Here is an 18,244-nt window from a genome sequence, read left to right on the forward strand (position 1 = left end):
ATCCGTACTTCCTGTTTTCCTACTTTTTATTTCGTTCTATTCTACAAACAGTTTTTCAATTTTTGAACCGCTGTCGGTAATTACGGTTACAAAGTACAGGCCTTTGTTAAGCTGGTCAACAGGCAGGGTATGCTGCATGCCTGTAACTGACATCGTTTTGATCAGCCGGCCTACAGCATCCCGTAGCTCTATACGGTTACTGTTTACCGAACTATTTATAGTGACCACGCCTTTTGTTGCCGGGTTGGGCTGCAGTGTAATGGTAAGATCATTGTCTGCATTATTAAGCGAACGTACCGGCGACAAGGAGGACTTTGCATCTTTATCTATTGTTTTAATGCGATAGTAATTGATACCATTGGCCATTTCGGCATCGGTGAACTGGTATTTCTTAACCGAACCCGAATTGCCCGCAGCGGCTACTGTTCCAATCGCTGTATAGCTACTGCCATCGATGCTTTTTTCAATGATGAACCTGCTGGTATTGGTTTCCTGCAAAGTGGTCCATTGTAATAAAGCGGCCTTGTTATTTTTTGTAACCGTGAACTGTCCTAATACGATGGGCAGCGGTTGGGTATGTGATGGTCCGCCCCCATTGATCCAGAATTCAGAGAAGCTGTTTACCTGGTATTCGGCATAATAACCATTGTCGTATGGAATAACCTGCACATTTGAAGGCGTTATAAAGCTGGGGACGCCGCTTGCATTATCAGCCAGGCTTCCGTTCTCTTCGGCCGGTAAACCGCTGTATTGCGTAATTCCGGCAGCAAAAGCGTCGCTGATGGTGGTGCAGGTTCCGCAGCCCGTGGCAGTGATCAGTTTGTTGGCTTCCGTATTTAAGAAATAAAAGCGAACGCTTACGGGACTGGCAGGGGCATTGGCCGGTTGAATAACAATATTTCTGTCGAGATAATATTGCGATCCGTCGTTGCGAATTGTGCCTCCATTGATGTATACTTTTACCTCTGTATTGCCCAGGTCCTGGCCATGCGGATTTATAGAAGCGATGCGATTGCCGCCCGAAGTGAAATGTATCCAGTTATTGCCGCTAACCGGCTGGGTGAGCCCGCTCGTAACATTCGATCCACTGTAAATCGCTGCTCTATCGAAGATATGGATATCATCGATGCCCACGCCTTCATAGGTTACGCCCGGATCACTGAAAAAGACGATCCTGAACCGCACCGGGCCGGTCAGAGATGTTGGAATATTATGGCTGGTCACATGCCAGCGGGTGTTGGAGAATCGCCAAACCTGGAACGGAACATTGTCATACCAGTTGGTGCCGCCGCTGGTGCTGCCCAGCTTGGTCCAGCTTACGCCGTCGGTGCTGTATTCTACCCAATGCAGGTCACAGGTACAATTGTCTTCTGTTCTGTAGATGTGGCTGAACGATAACACGGGCTGTGTTAAACCGGTCAGATCAAAACAGGGTGAATACAGGTACGATTGTTCATTGTTGTTGTGGTTGCCATTTAAATTAGTGACCCAGGCATTTGTTCCGTTGGCCGCTTTGTTGATGATGGTACCGGCCGGTGCACCCCATTCCCAGCTGCTGTTAATGCCACCGGTATACCAGTCGCCCTCGTTATTTTCAAAACCTTCGTGGTAAGGAAAACTGGTGATAAGCGGTTTCGTGCGGAAGCTGGTGGTGATGGTATCATTCACCCGGTAGTTATCCGTAGCCAGGTGAACATAGGTGGTCAGGGTGTATTGTTTAAAAGCTGATAGGTTGGCCGTTTGGGTAAACGTATAGTTTATGGTCTGGCCGCCAGCGATGGACGGAATAGATTCTGTAACTACCGGTCCATTATCAACCTGGTACGAAACCGGTACATTGGTGAGCGTATTGGCGCTATAGTTCTTTACCTGGATGGTTACTGGTTCGGTACCACTTAAAGCACAAACATTATTGGTTGCCGGCGCCTGCAGCTGAACCAGGGTCAGATCGTCGTTTGTAAGGGTAATGGTGATATCATCAAATGTATAACCATCATCAAGATTACCATTTACAATAACCGAGTTGGTAGAGCGGTAACCATGCTCGCCGAACTTTATCTGAAAGCTGCTGCTAACCGTTTGCGCAGGCACCGCGTTCGCCAGTGTTTCGGTGATGTTAACAGGGGGAACAGCGCGGTATACACCAAACTCTGCAGCGTTGGTAGGCAGTGTAAATACCTGGACCCAGGCATCATTCTCACTTCCCCTGATCCAAACACGGTTATTGGCGGCCGTGAAATCAATTCCCTGGTTCTGGTAATAGAATGACAGCCATAACTGGTGTGAAGCATTATAATTAGCCAGGTTAAAGGTAGTGATAAGACTGTCGGCCTGCAGGATGCCGAGATTTGCTTTTTGATCCAGTGTTATCGCCCGGTTACCGGTTCGCGCTATACCTGAGTTTACGAATGTACGGGCGCGGCCATTACTGCTGCCGGCGAAGAAATCGCAGCGGTCGAGCCCATTAAAGCCGCGGGTGCCCGTAGCATAGCTTTGCACGACGGCGCTTTCGAAGCCTTCCGTGAAAGAAGGGCTTAATGTAATGGGATCGTTTTGCAAATGCTTTACAATGGTTACCAGGGTATCGTTCAACTTTTTGGTATCACTGCCAAAATCAACCCAGGCTTTTACGGTATAGGTGCCGGTTGCAGAGAAATCGTATGTTGATGCGAACGTGTGTGTATAGGTACTGTTGGCGGTTATGGATTGTGCAATGACTTCTGTTACCGGTGTACCACCATTTACCTGGTACGTAATGTTAAATGTGCCGGTAGCGGTGATTGTGCCAATGTTCCTGATTCGAAACTGCGGCGCAGCCGTGCCCAGTTGCGACAAAGTATGTTGCCGGCCGGTGACCGGTGCTACGAGCAGATCGGCTGCAATGTCGTTATCAAAGTCGGGTGATGGACAGGGGCCGCCGGAAGGGATAATGCTTTTGGCAATGGCGCGGCGGCCGGGAATGGCGCCTATTAAGGGCCGGACTGTTAGCCAGTAGGTGCTGTCTTTATTCAGTCCTTCCAGCATATAACCGGTGCCGGTAGTATTGGCCACAACGCTCATTTCACTTCCTTTCAACATCATGACATCATAACTTGTTGCTGATGGTACGGCGGTCCAGCTCATGTAGGCATAACCTACGCAGGTATCGTCCACTTGTACTGTTGGCTGGCCCATAACAGCAAAACTATGATCGCTTACGTCGCTGGTTCCTGTACCATTACGCGTAACACGGATCAGCGCTGCATTGGTGGCAGTGGCAGGCACCGACCAATAATATACACGGCTGCTGCCCGGTACACTGTTGTCGATGGTAGTCCAGTTGCCGCCATTATCGGTAGAATATTCAATGGTAAACGTGTTGGCGCTGCCGTCAAAAGCGCTCCACCTGATGAATTCGTTCTCGCCGGTCACCAGCGTTTCTTCCCCTGATGGGTAGGTTACTGTTATCGTGGGGGCAATTACCTGGTACGCTACCACATAATCCTGCGGGCCCTGGGGTACATTGGTGCCGTTTACCCGAACGGTAAAATCACCGGCCGGCGGGTTATTGATAACCACCTGTTCAATATTGTTGCGGCTGTCAAGGCCTTCAACGGCTACATCGGTTACATTGGTTGCCGCCGGATTGAGTATTAAGGAGCGGTGAATGGTTGCATCGGGGGCAGTAACAGCCAGATCGAGGTTATTTACAAGGGCAGATGCCGCATAAGGTGTTCCGGAGGGGTCGTTCCAGTATAACAGGATCTTCACCTGCGCAGTTCCGGCAGGTACGCCTGTAATGGTAAAGGTTTGGGAACTGCCCTGGTTGGCAGTAGCATTGAAGTAGGTATGGTTCTCGAGTGCTTCAACAGCGTTGAGGGTATTCAGGCTACCGAAACCGTAGGTAAAATCCGGTCCGGGGTTACCGAGGTCATCGGCACCATTACAAGTCACCGCTTTTATCAATGCAGCTGTTGGGTTGGCGCCGCCATGCAACTGGCGATAGCGTTCATATAAAAGCGCCACGGAACCGGCAACGGCTGGCGATGCCAGGCTGGTTCCCCATTGAGTCGTATAGCTGTTATTAATGGCAGTGGTTCCAATGGCATCTCCGCCGGCAACAATTTCAGGTTTTAAACGGCCATCATCAACCGGACCGCGGCTAAAGATATTACTGAAATTTGAAGTGCTGATCCCACCTACCGTAAGGACGTTCTTACCGGTTTGGAAACCTGATTTGATATTTCCATACGCCTGTGGAAAGGGGGAACAGGTGTACCCGCCATCGTTTCCTGCTGCAAACACTTGCAATAAGGAAGGATAGGCACTGGCCAGATCGTCTACATACCGGCTCAGCACGTCATAATCGCCCTGGCCCGCGCAGCCGTTGGCGGCAGAAGCGTAGGAATTATTCGTAACCACCATGCCAAAATCGGCTACATAAAAGGGTGTGTTTACAATAATGTCGCTGAAATACTGACCGATCATGGTGGCTTTTGGCGCCATGCCTTTATACCTCGGATTTAAAATACCCGCACCGCCCATACAGCCCATGGTAAGCGTTGCATGTCCACCATTTGCAATAGGGTTCCTGTTGATCACCCGTCCTGCGAAATCAATGTGGGCGCTGGCATCGCCATCATCACCAATGCCTAACACGACGCCGCTGCCATGCAGGTTACGGCCCGATGCAGCGCTTAGGATATTAATGCTATGTGCTGCGCGGTTATTAAAATTCAGGGGTACCGGTTTAATATGCTGACTGCTTACATAAGCTACAAATGGCAGGGCTGCTATTTTTTCTACTACAGTGGCTGAGGCTTTTACAAAAACCACGTGTGCAGGCTGTATTTTGGTTTCAGCGATCTGCGCCCCGGCCTGTTTCAGTTCAGCGATTGCCGTGGCTTTATCGAGATGCCCATAAAAACTTACCGCTATCAGCTTATCAGGGTCGGGCAGGGATGCACTTAATTCCTTTTTGAGCGTCGATGAGATCTTATTCTTTGCATTCAATGTATATACGCCGCCGATCGAATTCTTTTTAAGCAAAGCCGGGCTGACCTTATCGGTTATTTCCGCCAGGAAGGTATTATCGGGAATATAATCATACAGTAAAATGCCTTCCCGTGCCAGCGCCTGGCGCTCCGCAGCATCAGGTAATTGGGTGAACTGAAGCATCGCGTAGCATTTGCTCCTGAAACGGTATTTGAGTAATGAATCGGTAAGATGGGATTCATTACGCAGGTTTTTAAACCTCGTAAGCGTGCCGCTTTTCAACTGGATGGGGCGAATGATCTCCTGGGCAGAACTTTTAATGGCCACAAAAAGTGAAAAGGCTGCGAATAAAGGGTATTTCATCTACGGATTTTTTAGTAGGATAGTGGTTCTCAGCGATTATTGAATCATCGGGTCGAAAGGAACAGCTATATAAACGGAAATAACAGGTGTTTATTATTGCGAAGGATCTTGTGTAAATCGCTTTTAATCAGTTTGTTACATTTGGTTTGGAAACTAATGGGTTCCCGTTTTTCACCCTATGTGATTTCATGTAGAAAGGCTCATGCTGAGAACGGATCATTCCGGTTTTGATAACCGGAGAGTTACGCATAATTTTGCAACCGAACAGTTACATAAACAAGTTGTATGCGTCGTGACGTATTTCAGGCAATTGCCGACCCTACCCGGCGGGAGATCATTGGCTTACTGGCAAAAAAGAGCCTCACCCTGAATGGCGTGGCAGAAAATTTTGCGGTAAGCCGGCCTGCTATTTCAAAACATATCAAGATCCTGACGCAGTGCGGACTGGTTGTGATCAAACAGCAGGGGCGGGAAAGGTATTGTAATGTAGACTTTAATAAACTAAAGGAAGTATCTGACTGGATAACGCAGTATGATGGTTTCTGGAACCGGAAGCTGGATGCTTTGGGCAATTTTTTAGAGAGCAAATAACAAAAACGACAGGGGCTAACACTCAAAGACAACAACAAATTACATAAGCGAGACCCGGATCAATGATCATTGTCCGGGTCTCGCTTTTTATTAGTACTAACTATTATCTATTAATGATGGTGGTGCTGGTGTTTTTCGGCTTCTTTCGTGAATTCTTCTACAGTGACCGGCTTTTCAACAGCGTTCACTTTAGATTCTGCCAGGTCAAACACTTTCTCGGTTTGAATGCGATGGAAGGCATCTTCAACAAACTTACGGTCTTTCATCATGCGGGTGATGTATTCAGCAATCCAGGGTTGCTCATCTTCCTGCATGCTCATACCCATATAACCGAATAACTGTTGTTTGGCGAAGGCTTCAATGTCTTCATTCTTTACTTCGATATTGTTTTCCTGCACCAGTTTCTCAACGATCAAAGTCCATTTAAGCTGATTGGCAAAAGTGGGGAACTCGTGTTCTACTTCTTCCTGGGTTTTCGGTTGCTCGCCGCCGGTTTGCATCCAGCGTTTCAGGAATGACTCAGGAAATTCGATCTTTGTATGATCTACCAGTACGTGATAAATTTCGTGCTGTAAATGATTTTTCGTTTGTTTATCCCAGTAGCCCTGGATCTCTTCTTTTATTTCATTGCGGAAATCGGCTTCGGTCTTGATCTCTTTTTTGGGATATACGGCTTTGAAAAATTCTTCGTTCAATTCAGCTTTCTCTACCAGGCCAACTTTGGTGATGGTCATGTTGAAGAATTTAGCGGCTGCAGCTTCATCGTGTTTGTCTAAACCGAGGTCGCCCAGGATCCACTCTCTTTCTTTTTCGTCGAAAGCTTTATTTAACTGGATGTTCAGTACGTCGTCTTTTTTCTTGCCGGTAAGGTTAGGGCGGTAGGCTTCAGCAAAATATTTTACCAGGAAAGAATTGTCTTTTTTAATACCGCCTTCTATTACATTACCGCTGGCATCAGTTTCAGTGAAGGTTACGTTCAGTACGTTCTCATCTTCAGTTACTGCATCGCGATCAGAAAGTTTTCCATGACGCAGCTGTAAGCGGTTCATTTCTTCAGTGATCATTTCTTCGGTCACCGTAACCTTATAGCGGGTCATTGTTTGTTTCGAAAGGTCGGCTACTTCAAATGAAGGTTTTAACCCTACTTCAAAATCGAACACATACTCAGTTGGGTTATTCATATCTAATTTGGGGCCTTCATTTTGAGCAAGCGGCAAAGGCTGGGCAAAGATCTGCAGGTTCTCATTGTTCATGTAGTTGCTCAGTTCTTTCTCCACGGTTCTGATGACCTCATCGGCAAAAACTGACTGACCGTGCATTTTTTTGATCATGCCGGTAGGTACCATGCCTTTACGGAAACCAGGTATATTGGCTTGTTTGCTGTAGTTCTTGAGTGCTTTTTCAAAAGAAGGCAGATAATCTGCTCCGGCTACTTTTATGGTAATCTTATCATTCAGCAGTCCGATATTCTCTCTGGTTACTGTTGCCATAGCGCTTTTTTTTAAATTGGGTTGCAAAGGTAAGGCAAACAGTCAAATCGGTCAAAACCAGTAACAGAGTATATTCCGTTAATCTTTATCCTGTAAAATTAACAAAGGAACATGGGTTTCGTAGGCCATGTGGGTGGTGTGGTTCTTCGAAAAAACCCTTTCAAGAAAAGTATGTTTATGCGCCACCATTACCAGCAGTTCGCTCGACTGTTGTTTCAAATACTTGCTAATGCCATGATTTACAGATGGTTCCTCAATTATTACGTATTCGTGATCGAGCCCCTGGAAAATGATCTCGTTGCTTCTTTTACCCGTCAGTTCGAGTTCTGAATTGCCGCCATGGCTTTGCCTGATGAACAGAATATGGGTCCTGGCATTAAAGGTGCGGGCCAGCTGCAGAAGGGGTTTGAACAGCTCGGGGCTGGTCCTGTATGAAAAATCGCTGGCGTAGGTAATGTGTTTAATAGGGGTGTAGGTGGTGTTGTGGGGAACTACCAGTACCGGTGTCTTTACCTTACGGGCCACATTGGTAGTGGTGCTGCCGATGATCTTATCGAGGCCGCCGGCGCCCTTCATGCCCATTACGATGAGGTCTATGGGCCGCTCTTTGGTCAGGGTTTTTATTTCGTCAGATGCAATACCGATGCGAACCAGCTTTTCTACCTCCAGCCCGTACTCGTTGTGCAGCCAGTCAGCCTCTTTTTTAATCTGTTCCTCGTTCTCTTTCTGCAGGTTATCTACGGTAACCATGGCGTAAGGCACCTCGCTGATGGGGGTGGGCAGCATGTATGCGTGGAAGAGGAGCAGCCTGGTTTGAAGTGCTTTAGCCAGTTCTGCTGCAAAAGCCGCCGCATTGCGGGATGCTGGCGAAAAATCCACCGGCACAAGAATGGTATTCATACATTTAAAAGTTAAGGCTATATAAAGTTAGCAAGTTTGGGTATGTTACGAAGGAAAGAATAATGATGGTTAATAGCTTTTTCATGGAATAAAGTTTACAAATACAGGTTTTATAAGTAAAAACTGTCTGTGCCTTAATTTCCTGAAGCCATGTTTGGTGTTTTAGGCTGGGGATAGCCGGAGAACGAATTTACCGATTTCGCCAGTTGCCATAAAAGAAAAAGGTGAATCATCCTATCGTCTAAGATGATCCACCTTTTGCCCTTCTTCGGTGCGCATGGAGGGACTCGAACCCCCACACCTCGCGGCATCAGATCCTAAGTCTGACGTGTCTACCAATTTCACCACATGCGCTTTTGATTAGTTCATAGTTTTCAGTTCAAAGTTTAGAATTTACAGTTTCGGTACCTGGAGTTTCAGATATCCTGAAACTTTAAACTAAGAACTTTGAACAGCGAACCTACCCGGCTGATTTGGGGTTGCAAACATAGGGCATTTTTACGTAAATTCGTTAACTATGGATTCTGTTGCCGCGATACCGAAATATAATTTGAATGAAGAGCAGGAAAAAAAGCTGATCCTCCGTGAATACCGGGCCCTGTTACGCGTTTTGAAACCCAAATTGAAACCGGGTGATAAGGAATTGCTCCGCCGTGCCTTTGAAATAGCTGCCGAAGCGCATAAGACCATGCGCCGGAAAAGCGGAGAACCTTATATTCTGCACCCTCTGGCCGTAGCCCGCATAGGCGTTGAGGAGATCGGCCTGGGTGTACGTTCCACGATTTGCTCACTTTTGCACGATACTGTTGAAGATACCGATGTAACCCTGGAAGATATTGAAAGGGCATTTGGCAGCGAAATAGCGCGCATTGTTGATGGATTAACGAAAATTGCTAATATCATTGACGTCAATGCATCGGCGCAGGCAGAGAATTTTAAAAAAATACTGCTTACCCTCACCGATGACCCGCGGGTGATCCTGATTAAACTGGCCGACCGGTTGCATAACATGCGTACCCTCGATAGTATGAAGCGGGAAAAGCAGCTCAAGATCTCTTCTGAAACGGTGTATGTATATGCGCCTCTCTCGCACCGCATGGGTTTGTATACCATAAAGACCGAGCTGGAAGACCTGGCGATGAAATACCTGGAGCCGGAAGCCTATAAAGAGATTGCCCGGAAACTGGCGGAAACAAAACGCGAGCGGTCGAGGTATATTAATGAGTTCATCAAGCCGATAAAAGAAAAGCTCGATAAAACCGGCTACGAATTTGAGATCTACGGCCGGCCCAAAAGCATTCACTCCATCTGGAACAAAATGAAAAAGAAAGGAGTGGCTTTTGAGGAAGTATATGACCTGTTTGCTATCCGGGTTATTTTGAACATTCCCCTGGAACAGGAAAAAGAGGGTTGCTGGAAAGTGTATTCGGTGATCACCGATGAATATACGCCCTCGCCTGAACGTTTGCGCGACTGGTTGAGCAATCCAAAATCGAACGGCTACGAAGCCCTGCATACCACGGTGATGGGACCTCAGGGAAAATGGGTGGAGGTGCAGGTGCGTACCCGCCGCATGAATGAAATAGCTGAGAAAGGACTTGCCGCTCACTGGAAATATAAAGAAGGGACGGCCGATGAAAGCCGCTTCGATAAATGGTTCCAGCAGATCAGGGAAGTACTCAATAATCAGGACAGCGATTCCATCGACTTCTTACACGACTTCAAGACCAGTTTTCTGGCTGAAGAAATATATGTGTATACACCCAAAGGCGATGTAAAAATGCTGCCCGTTGACAGCACGGCGCTCGATTTTGCCTTTGCCATTCACAGTGCGGTGGGCTCACAATGTATTGGCGCCAAAATAAACCACAAGCTGGTGCCCATCAGCCATAAACTGCGCAGCGGCGACCAGGTGGAGATCATTACATCGGCCAAGCAAAAGCCGAATGAAGACTGGTTGAATATTGTAGTAACTGCGAAAGCAAAGAGCAAGATCAAGGATGCGCTGAAAGAAGAAAAAAGAAAAGTGGCCGATGAAGGTAAATATGTGTTGCAGCGCAAGCTGGAGCACATGGGTGCCGCATTTAACCAGCATAACGTAGATATTCTCGCTTCTTTTTATAAATTATCGTCACCGCTCGACCTGTATTACCAGATCTCTATAAAGGCACTTGACCTGAAAGAGCTGAGCGAGTTTCACGTATTGGGCGATAAACTGGAGCCGCCCAAACCCATTCGTCCGGAAATAAAACATGATCCGGTGCATGCATTGCCTAAAAAGGATGCGGAGCTGATCATTTTTGGCGAAAGCAGCGACAAGATCGTTTACAACCTGGCCAATTGTTGTAAACCCATTCCGGGCGATGATGTATTCGGTTTTGTGAGCACCGGAAAGGGCCTTACCATTCACCGCACCAATTGTCCGAATGCCGCCCGTTTGCTGGCCAACTATGGGCACCGGGTAGTAAAAACAAAGTGGGCAAAAAATAAAGAAATTTCCTTCCTTACCGGTTTAAAGATCGTTGGCCTCGATGATGTGGGCGTCATTCACAAGATCACCAACCTGATCTCCGGTGAAATGAAGATCAACATCAACGCCATGACCATTGAAGCGCGGGAAGGATTATTTCATGGAAATATCAGGGTGTATGTGCATGACAAGGAAGAGTTGGATGAACTGGTGAACCGGCTTAAAAAGCTGCCTGGCATTGAAACGGTTGACCGCTACGATACGGAACAACAGTAATTATTTCTGATTGCTTGATTTTGGGATTTCGAGATTTCAAGAATTTGAGATTTTTAGAAAAATCTTAAATTCTATGACTTTATTGGTCCGGTTTTGAATTTGCTCGAAACGGGGGCTCATAAAATCTAAAAATCTTAAATGCGGGCGCAAGGTTTGATCCTGATGCTGTGAAAAATTAAGATCTGGAAATCTCAAAATTTCAAAATCCCAAAATCTCAAAATCTCTTTGTGATTTTAACCTATTTTTGCCCCCGTTTCCTACAAATTATTCAAAAATTTAATAATGGTTGATGTTTTATTAGGTCTTCAATGGGGCGATGAAGGCAAAGGAAAGATCGTTGATTACTTTGCTCCCGGTTATGATGTCATTGCCCGCTTTCAGGGCGGTCCCAATGCAGGCCATACGTTATATGTAAACGATAAAAAGGTTGTGCTGCATCAAATTCCTTCCGGTATTTTTCACGAGAATACAGTGAACCTTATTGGTAATGGTGTAGTGCTTGATCCGGTAACCTTGAAAAGAGAATGCGAAACGGTTAAAGCGTTTGGCATCGACTACCGGAAGAACTTGTTTATATCAGAAAGAACACACCTGATATTGCCAACGCACCGTGCATTGGATAAAGCTTCTGAATTATCAAAAGGAAACGATAAGATCGGTTCTACGTTAAAAGGTATTGGACCGGCTTATATGGATAAAACAGGCCGTAATGGTTTGCGTGTTGGTGATCTGTTAGATAAAAGCTTTACAACGCAATACATCCGACTGCGGTTGAAGCACCAGAAACTGCTCGACAGCCTTAATTTCCATGAAGATATTTCTGCATGGGAAGAAGAGTTCTTTGAAGCGCTCGAATTCATGAAAGAATTCAAGATCGTAAGCGGCGAATATTTTATCAATGAAAAGATAAGCCAGGGCAAAAAGGTTTTGGCCGAAGGTGCTCAGGGAAGTATGCTCGATGTTGATTTCGGAACATTCCCATTTGTAACTTCATCAAATACGATCTCTGCGGGCGTGTGTACCGGTTTGGGTGTAGCACCGCAAAAGATCAGGGAAGTGATTGGTGTTACAAAAGCCTATTGCACCCGCGTAGGTAGTGGACCGTTCCCAACTGAGTTGCATGATGAGACCGGTGAAGAGCTGCGTCGCATTGGTAATGAATTTGGAGCTACTACAGGCCGTCCCAGACGTTGTGGCTGGATTGACCTGGTAGCATTGCGTTTTGCCTGCATGGTGAATGGTGTAACTAAACTGGTTATGACCAAAGCCGACGTACTGGACGCTTTTGAAGAGCTAAAAGTATGTACGTCTTACATGGTTGGAGATAAAAAGACAGATGCTATTCCGTTCCAGATGACGAGGTTGGAAATAACCCCTGAACTGAAAAGCTTTAAGGGCTGGAAAACAGGCATCGATACCTTCAGGTCGGCCAGCCAGCTGCCAGCTGCCATGACGGAATATGTATCGTTTATTAATTCATATTTAGGTGTGAATATAAATTATATTTCAAATGGTCCCGGACGTGAACAATTGATAGAAATTCAGTAGTTTTCACTTCGGATTTTTGATTGAAAAATTATTTTAAAAAATTTGGCGGATTAAAAACTTCGCTGAAATTTTACAAACACAATCTTACCAGACAATGGCAGCAAAATCTGACAAGGAAAAAAAGACCGGCGGAAACTCTGCACCAAAGTCTTCTAAGGAAACTCCGAAAAAAGCCTCATCAAAACCTAAGAAAGAAGAAGATGAGGATGATGAAGACATGGAAGATGATGAGTTAGAAACGCCGAAGAACGCAAAAAAAGCAGGCAAAGCTTCTTCTAAGAAATCCGATGAAGACGAAGATGATGATGACGATGAAGATCTGGATGATGAGGTAGATGATTGGGATAAACCGGAAGAAGAAGAAGACTGGGACCCTGACTTCGAAGAATTTGATTTACCAAAATCAAAAGGAAAGAAAGTTAGTGGTGGAGGCACCGGAAGTGGTAAAAAAGGCAAAGGCGGCGAAGATGACGACGATCTTGGCCTCGATGATGAATTCAAGGACCTTGACCTCTTCAACGACCGCGGCTTCGACGACGACGAGGAGGACTTTTAGTGGTTACTTCTATTACTGCTCACCCTGTTTCCACAGTGCGCAGACAATACATATCATTTCCCATCGCTGATTTTCAGCGAACCAAGTCACAAATGTTGAACTGGGCCAACCAGTTCAACATTTGTTGTTTTCTCGACAACCAGCATTATAATTTACCACATCATAGTTTTGAATGTATGGCTGCGGCAGGGGCTGTGCAAACCCTTGCAACTGCGGCTGGCACTGCATTTCACCAGTTGCAGCAATTGTATGAACAGCACCATGACTGGCTATTCGGGCATTTAAGTTATGATCTCAAGAATGAAACGGAAGACCTGGCCAGTCATAATACCGACCGCATTGGTTTCCCCGACCTTTGTTTTTTTATTCCTGACGTTTTACTGCAGTTAAGCGAACATGAGCTGGTGATCGGCACATTCGATGGCCGCCATGAAACCGTTTTTCACGAGATCCGTAGTACTAAACCGGTGAATGAAGCGGGGCAGCACCTGGCAACCCCCATCCATAACCGCATCAGCAAAGCCGATTACATTCACATCATTCAGCAGCTGCAGCAGCATATTTTGCGCGGTGATTGTTATGAGATCAATTTCTGCCAGGAGTTCTTTGCCGAGCAGGTAGCGATAGATCCTTTGCAGGTATATTGTTCGCTGAGCAACACATCGCCCAATCCCTTTTCAGCGTATTATAAAACAGGACAGCAATATTTGCTCTGTGCGAGCCCCGAGCGCTATCTTAAGAAGGAGGGGAGCCGCATATATTCACAACCCATCAAAGGAACTTCCCAGCGTAACCTGAACGATGCAGGGGAAGATGTGAAACATAAAGAACATTTGTATAACAGTGCCAAGGATCGTTCGGAAAATGTAATGATCGTTGATCTTGTGCGCAACGATCTGTCGAAGATCTGTGAGGAAGCATCGGTACAGGTAGATGAATTGTTTGGTATTTACAGCTTTCCGCAGGTTCATCAGATGATCTCCACTGTTAGTGGCCAGCTGCGCAGCGATATTCATTTTATAGAGGCCATTAAAGCTACATTCCCCATGGGTTCCATGACCGGCGCCCCGAAGCGAAGGGTGATGGAACTGATTGAACAGTATGAACAAACCAGGCGCGGCATTTTCTCCGGCGCCGTTGGGTATCTTACCCCGGAAGGCGATTTCGATTTTAATGTGGTGATCCGGAGCATTATGTACAATGCTGCGAGCCGGTATCTCTCCTTTCAGGCCGGTTCGGCCATTACGTTTTACAGCGATCCCGAGAAAGAATATGAAGAATGCCTTTTAAAAGCCGCTGCGATAAAGAAGGTATTAGGAAGTTAGCTTTATGTGGGCAGTTGGCGGTTAGCGGCTAAAAAAACTCAGGCGGCCCCACATTAATCGGGCCGCCTGAAATGGCGAGATAACTCCCAATTGGCAACTGCCAATTGATTACTTTATTACTGTAGCGCCGCTTAATAACATCTGAACAGATTCGTTCAGGATAATGTATTTATTAGCTATAAACAAGTCCATTTTATCAGCCGGCAGTTTCAGCTCATAGGCATTATCATTACTGGCCATAATGGCGTCAAAGTCGGGATTGTACCGGTTAAACTCTGCCAGGTCCATCATAATGTTCTTGACAATAGCGGCAGAATAATATTTACCAGATACCTCCATGCTTTTGGCATTGGCCTGCTCGGCGGTAGTTAACCGGCGATTGATGAGGTGCGTGGCGGTAACCCCCAGTTGTTCGGTAACTTCTGCTTTGGTAAGGGTGGTTACACTGCCCTGGCCTTCAAAAATATAATGCGTGCCAATGAATTTCTTTACGTGCATGCGGGTTTCGGCCGGTAAAAAGTTCTGGATCTTCCAGAAGTTCCGGCTGCCCTGGCTTCTTTTAATGGCATTATAAACATTCACCGGCCCGCCATTGTAGGCGGCGATCACCAGCAGCCAGTCGCCAAACTCCCTGTACAGATCCCGCAGGTACTTGGCGGCAGCATGGGTGCTTTTTGTATAGCTCTTCCGTTCATCCACAGCGCGGTTCACTTTCAGGCCCAGGTCTCGTGCGGTTTGGGGCATGAGTTGCCAGGGACCTACAGCGCCTGCCCAGGAGGTGGCGGTAGATTTCAATTCCGATTCAATAACTGCGAGGTATTTCAATTCTGAAGGAAGTCCGTATTTCAGTAATATATTGTCTATCGTTTTGAAATACGGTGTAGCCCAGCTCTTCATTTTACGAAGGTCTTCGCCATTTCTTTCCATGTAATCCTGCACAAATTGAATAGCGCGGGGGTTCAATCGAATGCCATTTGATTCGTTGTAACCCAGCTCAAATGCGTGGGTTATGTCTTCTTCCTGGGGGTCTGCGGAGTCATTATTTACTTTTCCAGGGAATTCGAATTGTTGCGAAAGAACAAAACGGTTCAGCTTTTTTTCACTCTTAACAGGATTCTTAGCTATTCCGTGGTCAGTGCTATATGCCATGCATAACCATCCCAGGCCTAAAATACCCGAAATAAAAAGTTTTCGTTTCATTTTCGTTAGTTAAAACTAATAATGATCGACCCGGGGGTATGGATTGTACTTAAGTTAACACAGGATGGAATCGGATGAAGTTTTCTTAGGATCTGTTGGAGTAACAGAGCAGCATATAAGCCGGGGGTCGAAGGGGTTTGGGCTTTTCATTAGCCGGCATGTCTGAACTGTTGCATCCACAACTGGGATAGCTGGAGCAAATATAATTCGGAAAACTGGTTCGTCATAATCTGCACGCCATAAGGCATACCATTACTGTGCCAAAAAAGCGGGATTGATATGGTGGGAATACCGGTGAGGTTGGAAAATACTGTAAAAATGTCAGCTAAATACATGGAAATGGGGTCTTCCGTCTTTTCGCCGATCCTGAACGCCGTAGACGGAGCCGTGGGTAATAGAATCGTGTCGAACTGGCTGAAGATCAGGTTGATCTTATCGACAAGGAGTTTACGTACCTGCTGTGCTTTAGTGAAATAGGCATCGTAGTAACCAGCGCTTAATACAAAGGTTCCCAGCATAATGCGTCTTTTCACTTCCCAGCCGAATCCTTCTGACCGGGTGGCACAATAAAAATCTGTTAAAGAATTGTTTTTAGCCAGGTTACGGTGTCCATATTTCACCCCATCATACCTGGAAAGGTTGGAAGAGGCTTCCGCTGTGGTCAAAATATAGTAGGCAGGAACGATAAAATCGAGGTATTCAAACTCAACAGGCGCTACGGTATGGCCGTCGGCCTGCAGTTTGGCGGCGAATTCCAGGATGGATTGCCGGATCTCATTATCGAGCGCCGGGCTTTCCAGGGCTTCTTTAAAATAAGCGATCCTGAGTGGTTTGGCGGGCAGCGGGGTAAGGTTGCTGTATGCATCTACCGGTTGCAAAGCGCCCGTGCTGTCGAAATCATCGGGGCCTGCAATCACTTCCAATACCAGGGCCACATCGGGTACATTGGCGGCAAAGATGCCTATCTGATCGAAGGAAGAGGCATAGGCGATGAGTCCGTGCCGGGAAATGCGTCCGTAAGTGGGTTTAAGGCCCACAACGCCGCAGAAATCGGCCGGTTGGCGAACAGAGCCGCCTGTATCGCTACCAAGGCTGACCATACACAGGCCGGCCTGAACGGCTACGGCCGAACCGCCGGAAGAGCCGCCGGGCACCCTGGTTTCGTCCAGGGCATTCAACACCTTACCATACGATGAGTTTTCATTGGTTGAACCCATGGCAAACTCATCGCAGTTGGTGTGACCTATTATAATAGCTTCTTCGGCCAGTAATCTGTCAACGGCCGTTGCATTAAAAACAGGATTGAATCCTTCAAGTATCTTCGAGGCGGCAGTAAGCGGATGGTCTTTGTAGGCAATTACATCTTTCAATGCTATCACTACACCATGCAGTTTGCCGGTTGGTTTTCCGGCTTTTCGGCTGGCATCGAGTTCCGCGGCCCGTTTCAGCGCTTCTCCGCCATACGTATTTACATACGCATTCAGGTGCCTGCGGGCATCGATCTGTTGCAGGTAGTGTTGTACCGCTTCAACACATGATGTAGTGCCGGTAAGCAGGTCCTGGTGATATTGCGCTATTGAATGATACTTAAACAAGAGTTGGTTGTTACCGGCTTTGAGATACAAATCGGTTATAGGAAAAAGATATGTAAGGTCTGGGAATTAGCGGGCAGTAGAAGAGGAAGCCTGTGTTTGTTTGCTGTCCTTTTCGTTAATGCCGTCTTCGATCTCTTTCTTCACGTTGTTCTTGGCATCGTTAAATTCCCTGATACCACGGCCGATACCGCGCATGAACTCAGGTATTTTACGTCCACCGAACAAAACCAATACGGCCAGCACGATCAGCAACCACTCACTACCACCAGGCATTGAGATGAACAACAGGTTTACAATACTTAACATGATAAACTTTTTAAATAGTTAGGAATACAAAATTACGCTCTTTTGCAACGTAAAACGCGAATATACAGCGCAAATTACATGAACCTAACGGTAAAATGGGCCTTTTTGCCGATGCTTAACAAACCAGTTAATAAAAAAGCGGAATCTACTGACCCCGCTTTAAATAGTTTTATGTACAGGTGGTTACTGAGCCACTGCAGTAGCTGCTGTGTTAACGCGTTTTTCTTTAATTCTGGCGCTTTTACCGCTCCGTTCGCGGAGGAAGTAAAGTTTAGCACGACGAACGAGACCTGTTTTATTCAGCTCAATAGACTCGATATTGGGCGAATAAATAGGAAATGTTCTTTCAACACCTACACCATCGGAGATCTTACGAACTGTAAAGGTGGCTGTATGGCCCTGGCCCTGGCGTTTAATTACATCGCCACGAAAGCTCTGGATACGCTCTTTACCGCCTTCGATGATCTTATAGTTCACAGTTATATTGTCACCCGCTTTAAACTTCGGGAACTCTTTTTTTCCTGTCAACTGCTCATGTACAAATTGAACTGCTGCATTCATGACATTCAAATTTTGGGGGAGGCAAAGGTAATTAATATTTCGAATTATTAACTATTAATTTCCCAAACCGCCCGGTTTTCCTAGATTT

General features: G+C 46.3%; 12 protein-coding genes and 1 tRNA gene. 5 read left to right on the top strand and 8 right to left on the bottom strand.

The features are described 5' to 3' along the window. Positions 1–36: 36 nt before the first annotated feature. The gene (locus JUB15_RS09675; protein WP_207512271.1) at positions 37–5,337 is read right to left on the bottom strand and encodes a S8 family serine peptidase; all 5,301 of its coding nucleotides are present in this window, start codon (positions 5,335–5,337) and stop codon (positions 37–39) included. 285 nt (positions 5,338–5,622) lie between these two features. Here JUB15_RS09675 and JUB15_RS09680 point away from each other — a divergent pair, with 285 nt between their 5' ends. Then, complete coding sequence (locus JUB15_RS09680; protein WP_207512272.1) at positions 5,623–5,928, top strand: ArsR/SmtB family transcription factor; 306 nt, start codon at positions 5,623–5,625, stop codon at positions 5,926–5,928. 110 nt (positions 5,929–6,038) lie between these two features. Here the strand turns inward: JUB15_RS09680 and tig are convergent, their stop codons facing one another. The 3 genes from tig to JUB15_RS09695 all read right to left on the bottom strand — a co-directional run bounded on the left by tig (position 6,039) and on the right by JUB15_RS09695 (position 8,672). After that, positions 6,039–7,418: a trigger factor gene (tig, locus tag JUB15_RS09685; protein WP_207512273.1), complete on the bottom strand. Its 1,380-nt coding sequence runs from the start codon at positions 7,416–7,418 to the stop codon at positions 6,039–6,041. A gap of 78 nt (positions 7,419–7,496) precedes the next feature. Beyond that, positions 7,497–8,318 (bottom strand): universal stress protein, encoded by an 822-nt coding sequence (locus JUB15_RS09690; protein ID WP_207512274.1) that lies wholly within the window; start codon positions 8,316–8,318, stop codon positions 7,497–7,499. Positions 8,319–8,590: 272 nt separating this feature from the next. Next, positions 8,591–8,672 (bottom strand) — tRNA-Leu (locus JUB15_RS09695). Between the two features lie 163 nt (positions 8,673–8,835). Here JUB15_RS09695 and JUB15_RS09700 point away from each other — a divergent pair. The 4 genes from JUB15_RS09700 to JUB15_RS09715 all read left to right on the top strand — a co-directional run bounded on the left by JUB15_RS09700 (position 8,836) and on the right by JUB15_RS09715 (position 14,494). Further along, a complete protein-coding gene (locus JUB15_RS09700; RefSeq protein WP_207512275.1) occupies positions 8,836–11,064 on the top strand; it encodes a RelA/SpoT family protein in 2,229 nt (742 codons plus the stop codon). Positions 11,065–11,347: 283 nt separating this feature from the next. After that, positions 11,348–12,613 carry an adenylosuccinate synthase gene (locus tag JUB15_RS09705; protein ID WP_207512276.1) on the top strand — a complete coding sequence of 422 codons (1,266 nt, stop codon included), beginning with the start codon at positions 11,348–11,350 and terminating at the stop codon, positions 12,611–12,613. A 94-nt stretch (positions 12,614–12,707) separates the two neighbouring features. Beyond that, on the top strand, positions 12,708–13,169 hold the full coding sequence (locus JUB15_RS09710; RefSeq protein WP_207512277.1) for a hypothetical protein: 462 nt from the start codon (positions 12,708–12,710) through the stop codon (positions 13,167–13,169). A 92-nt stretch (positions 13,170–13,261) separates the two neighbouring features. After that, positions 13,262–14,494: an anthranilate synthase component I family protein gene (locus JUB15_RS09715; RefSeq protein ID WP_242696289.1), complete on the top strand. Its 1,233-nt coding sequence runs from the start codon at positions 13,262–13,264 to the stop codon at positions 14,492–14,494. A gap of 108 nt (positions 14,495–14,602) precedes the next feature. Here the strand turns inward: JUB15_RS09715 and JUB15_RS09720 are convergent, their stop codons facing one another. The 4 genes from JUB15_RS09720 to rplS form a co-directional block, all read right to left on the bottom strand. Further along, the gene (locus tag JUB15_RS09720) at positions 14,603–15,694 is read right to left on the bottom strand and encodes a lytic transglycosylase domain-containing protein (RefSeq protein WP_207512279.1); all 1,092 of its coding nucleotides are present in this window, start codon (positions 15,692–15,694) and stop codon (positions 14,603–14,605) included. Positions 15,695–15,843: 149 nt separating this feature from the next. Beyond that, entirely contained in the window at positions 15,844–17,289 is a 1,446-nt protein-coding gene (gatA, locus tag JUB15_RS09725) for an Asp-tRNA(Asn)/Glu-tRNA(Gln) amidotransferase subunit GatA (RefSeq protein ID WP_207512280.1), read from the bottom strand. Positions 17,290–17,355: 66 nt separating this feature from the next. Continuing rightward, entirely contained in the window at positions 17,356–17,595 is a 240-nt protein-coding gene (locus JUB15_RS09730; protein WP_242696290.1) for a Sec-independent protein translocase subunit TatA/TatB, read from the bottom strand. A 183-nt stretch (positions 17,596–17,778) separates the two neighbouring features. Beyond that, complete coding sequence (gene rplS / locus JUB15_RS09735; protein WP_207512281.1) at positions 17,779–18,156, bottom strand: 50S ribosomal protein L19; 378 nt, start codon at positions 18,154–18,156, stop codon at positions 17,779–17,781. Positions 18,157–18,244 lie beyond the last annotated feature (88 nt).

Origin of the sequence: Longitalea luteola, assembly GCF_017356035.1 — a bacterium.
In the GTDB taxonomy this organism is placed as follows: domain Bacteria; phylum Bacteroidota; class Bacteroidia; order Chitinophagales; family Chitinophagaceae; genus Niastella; species Niastella luteola.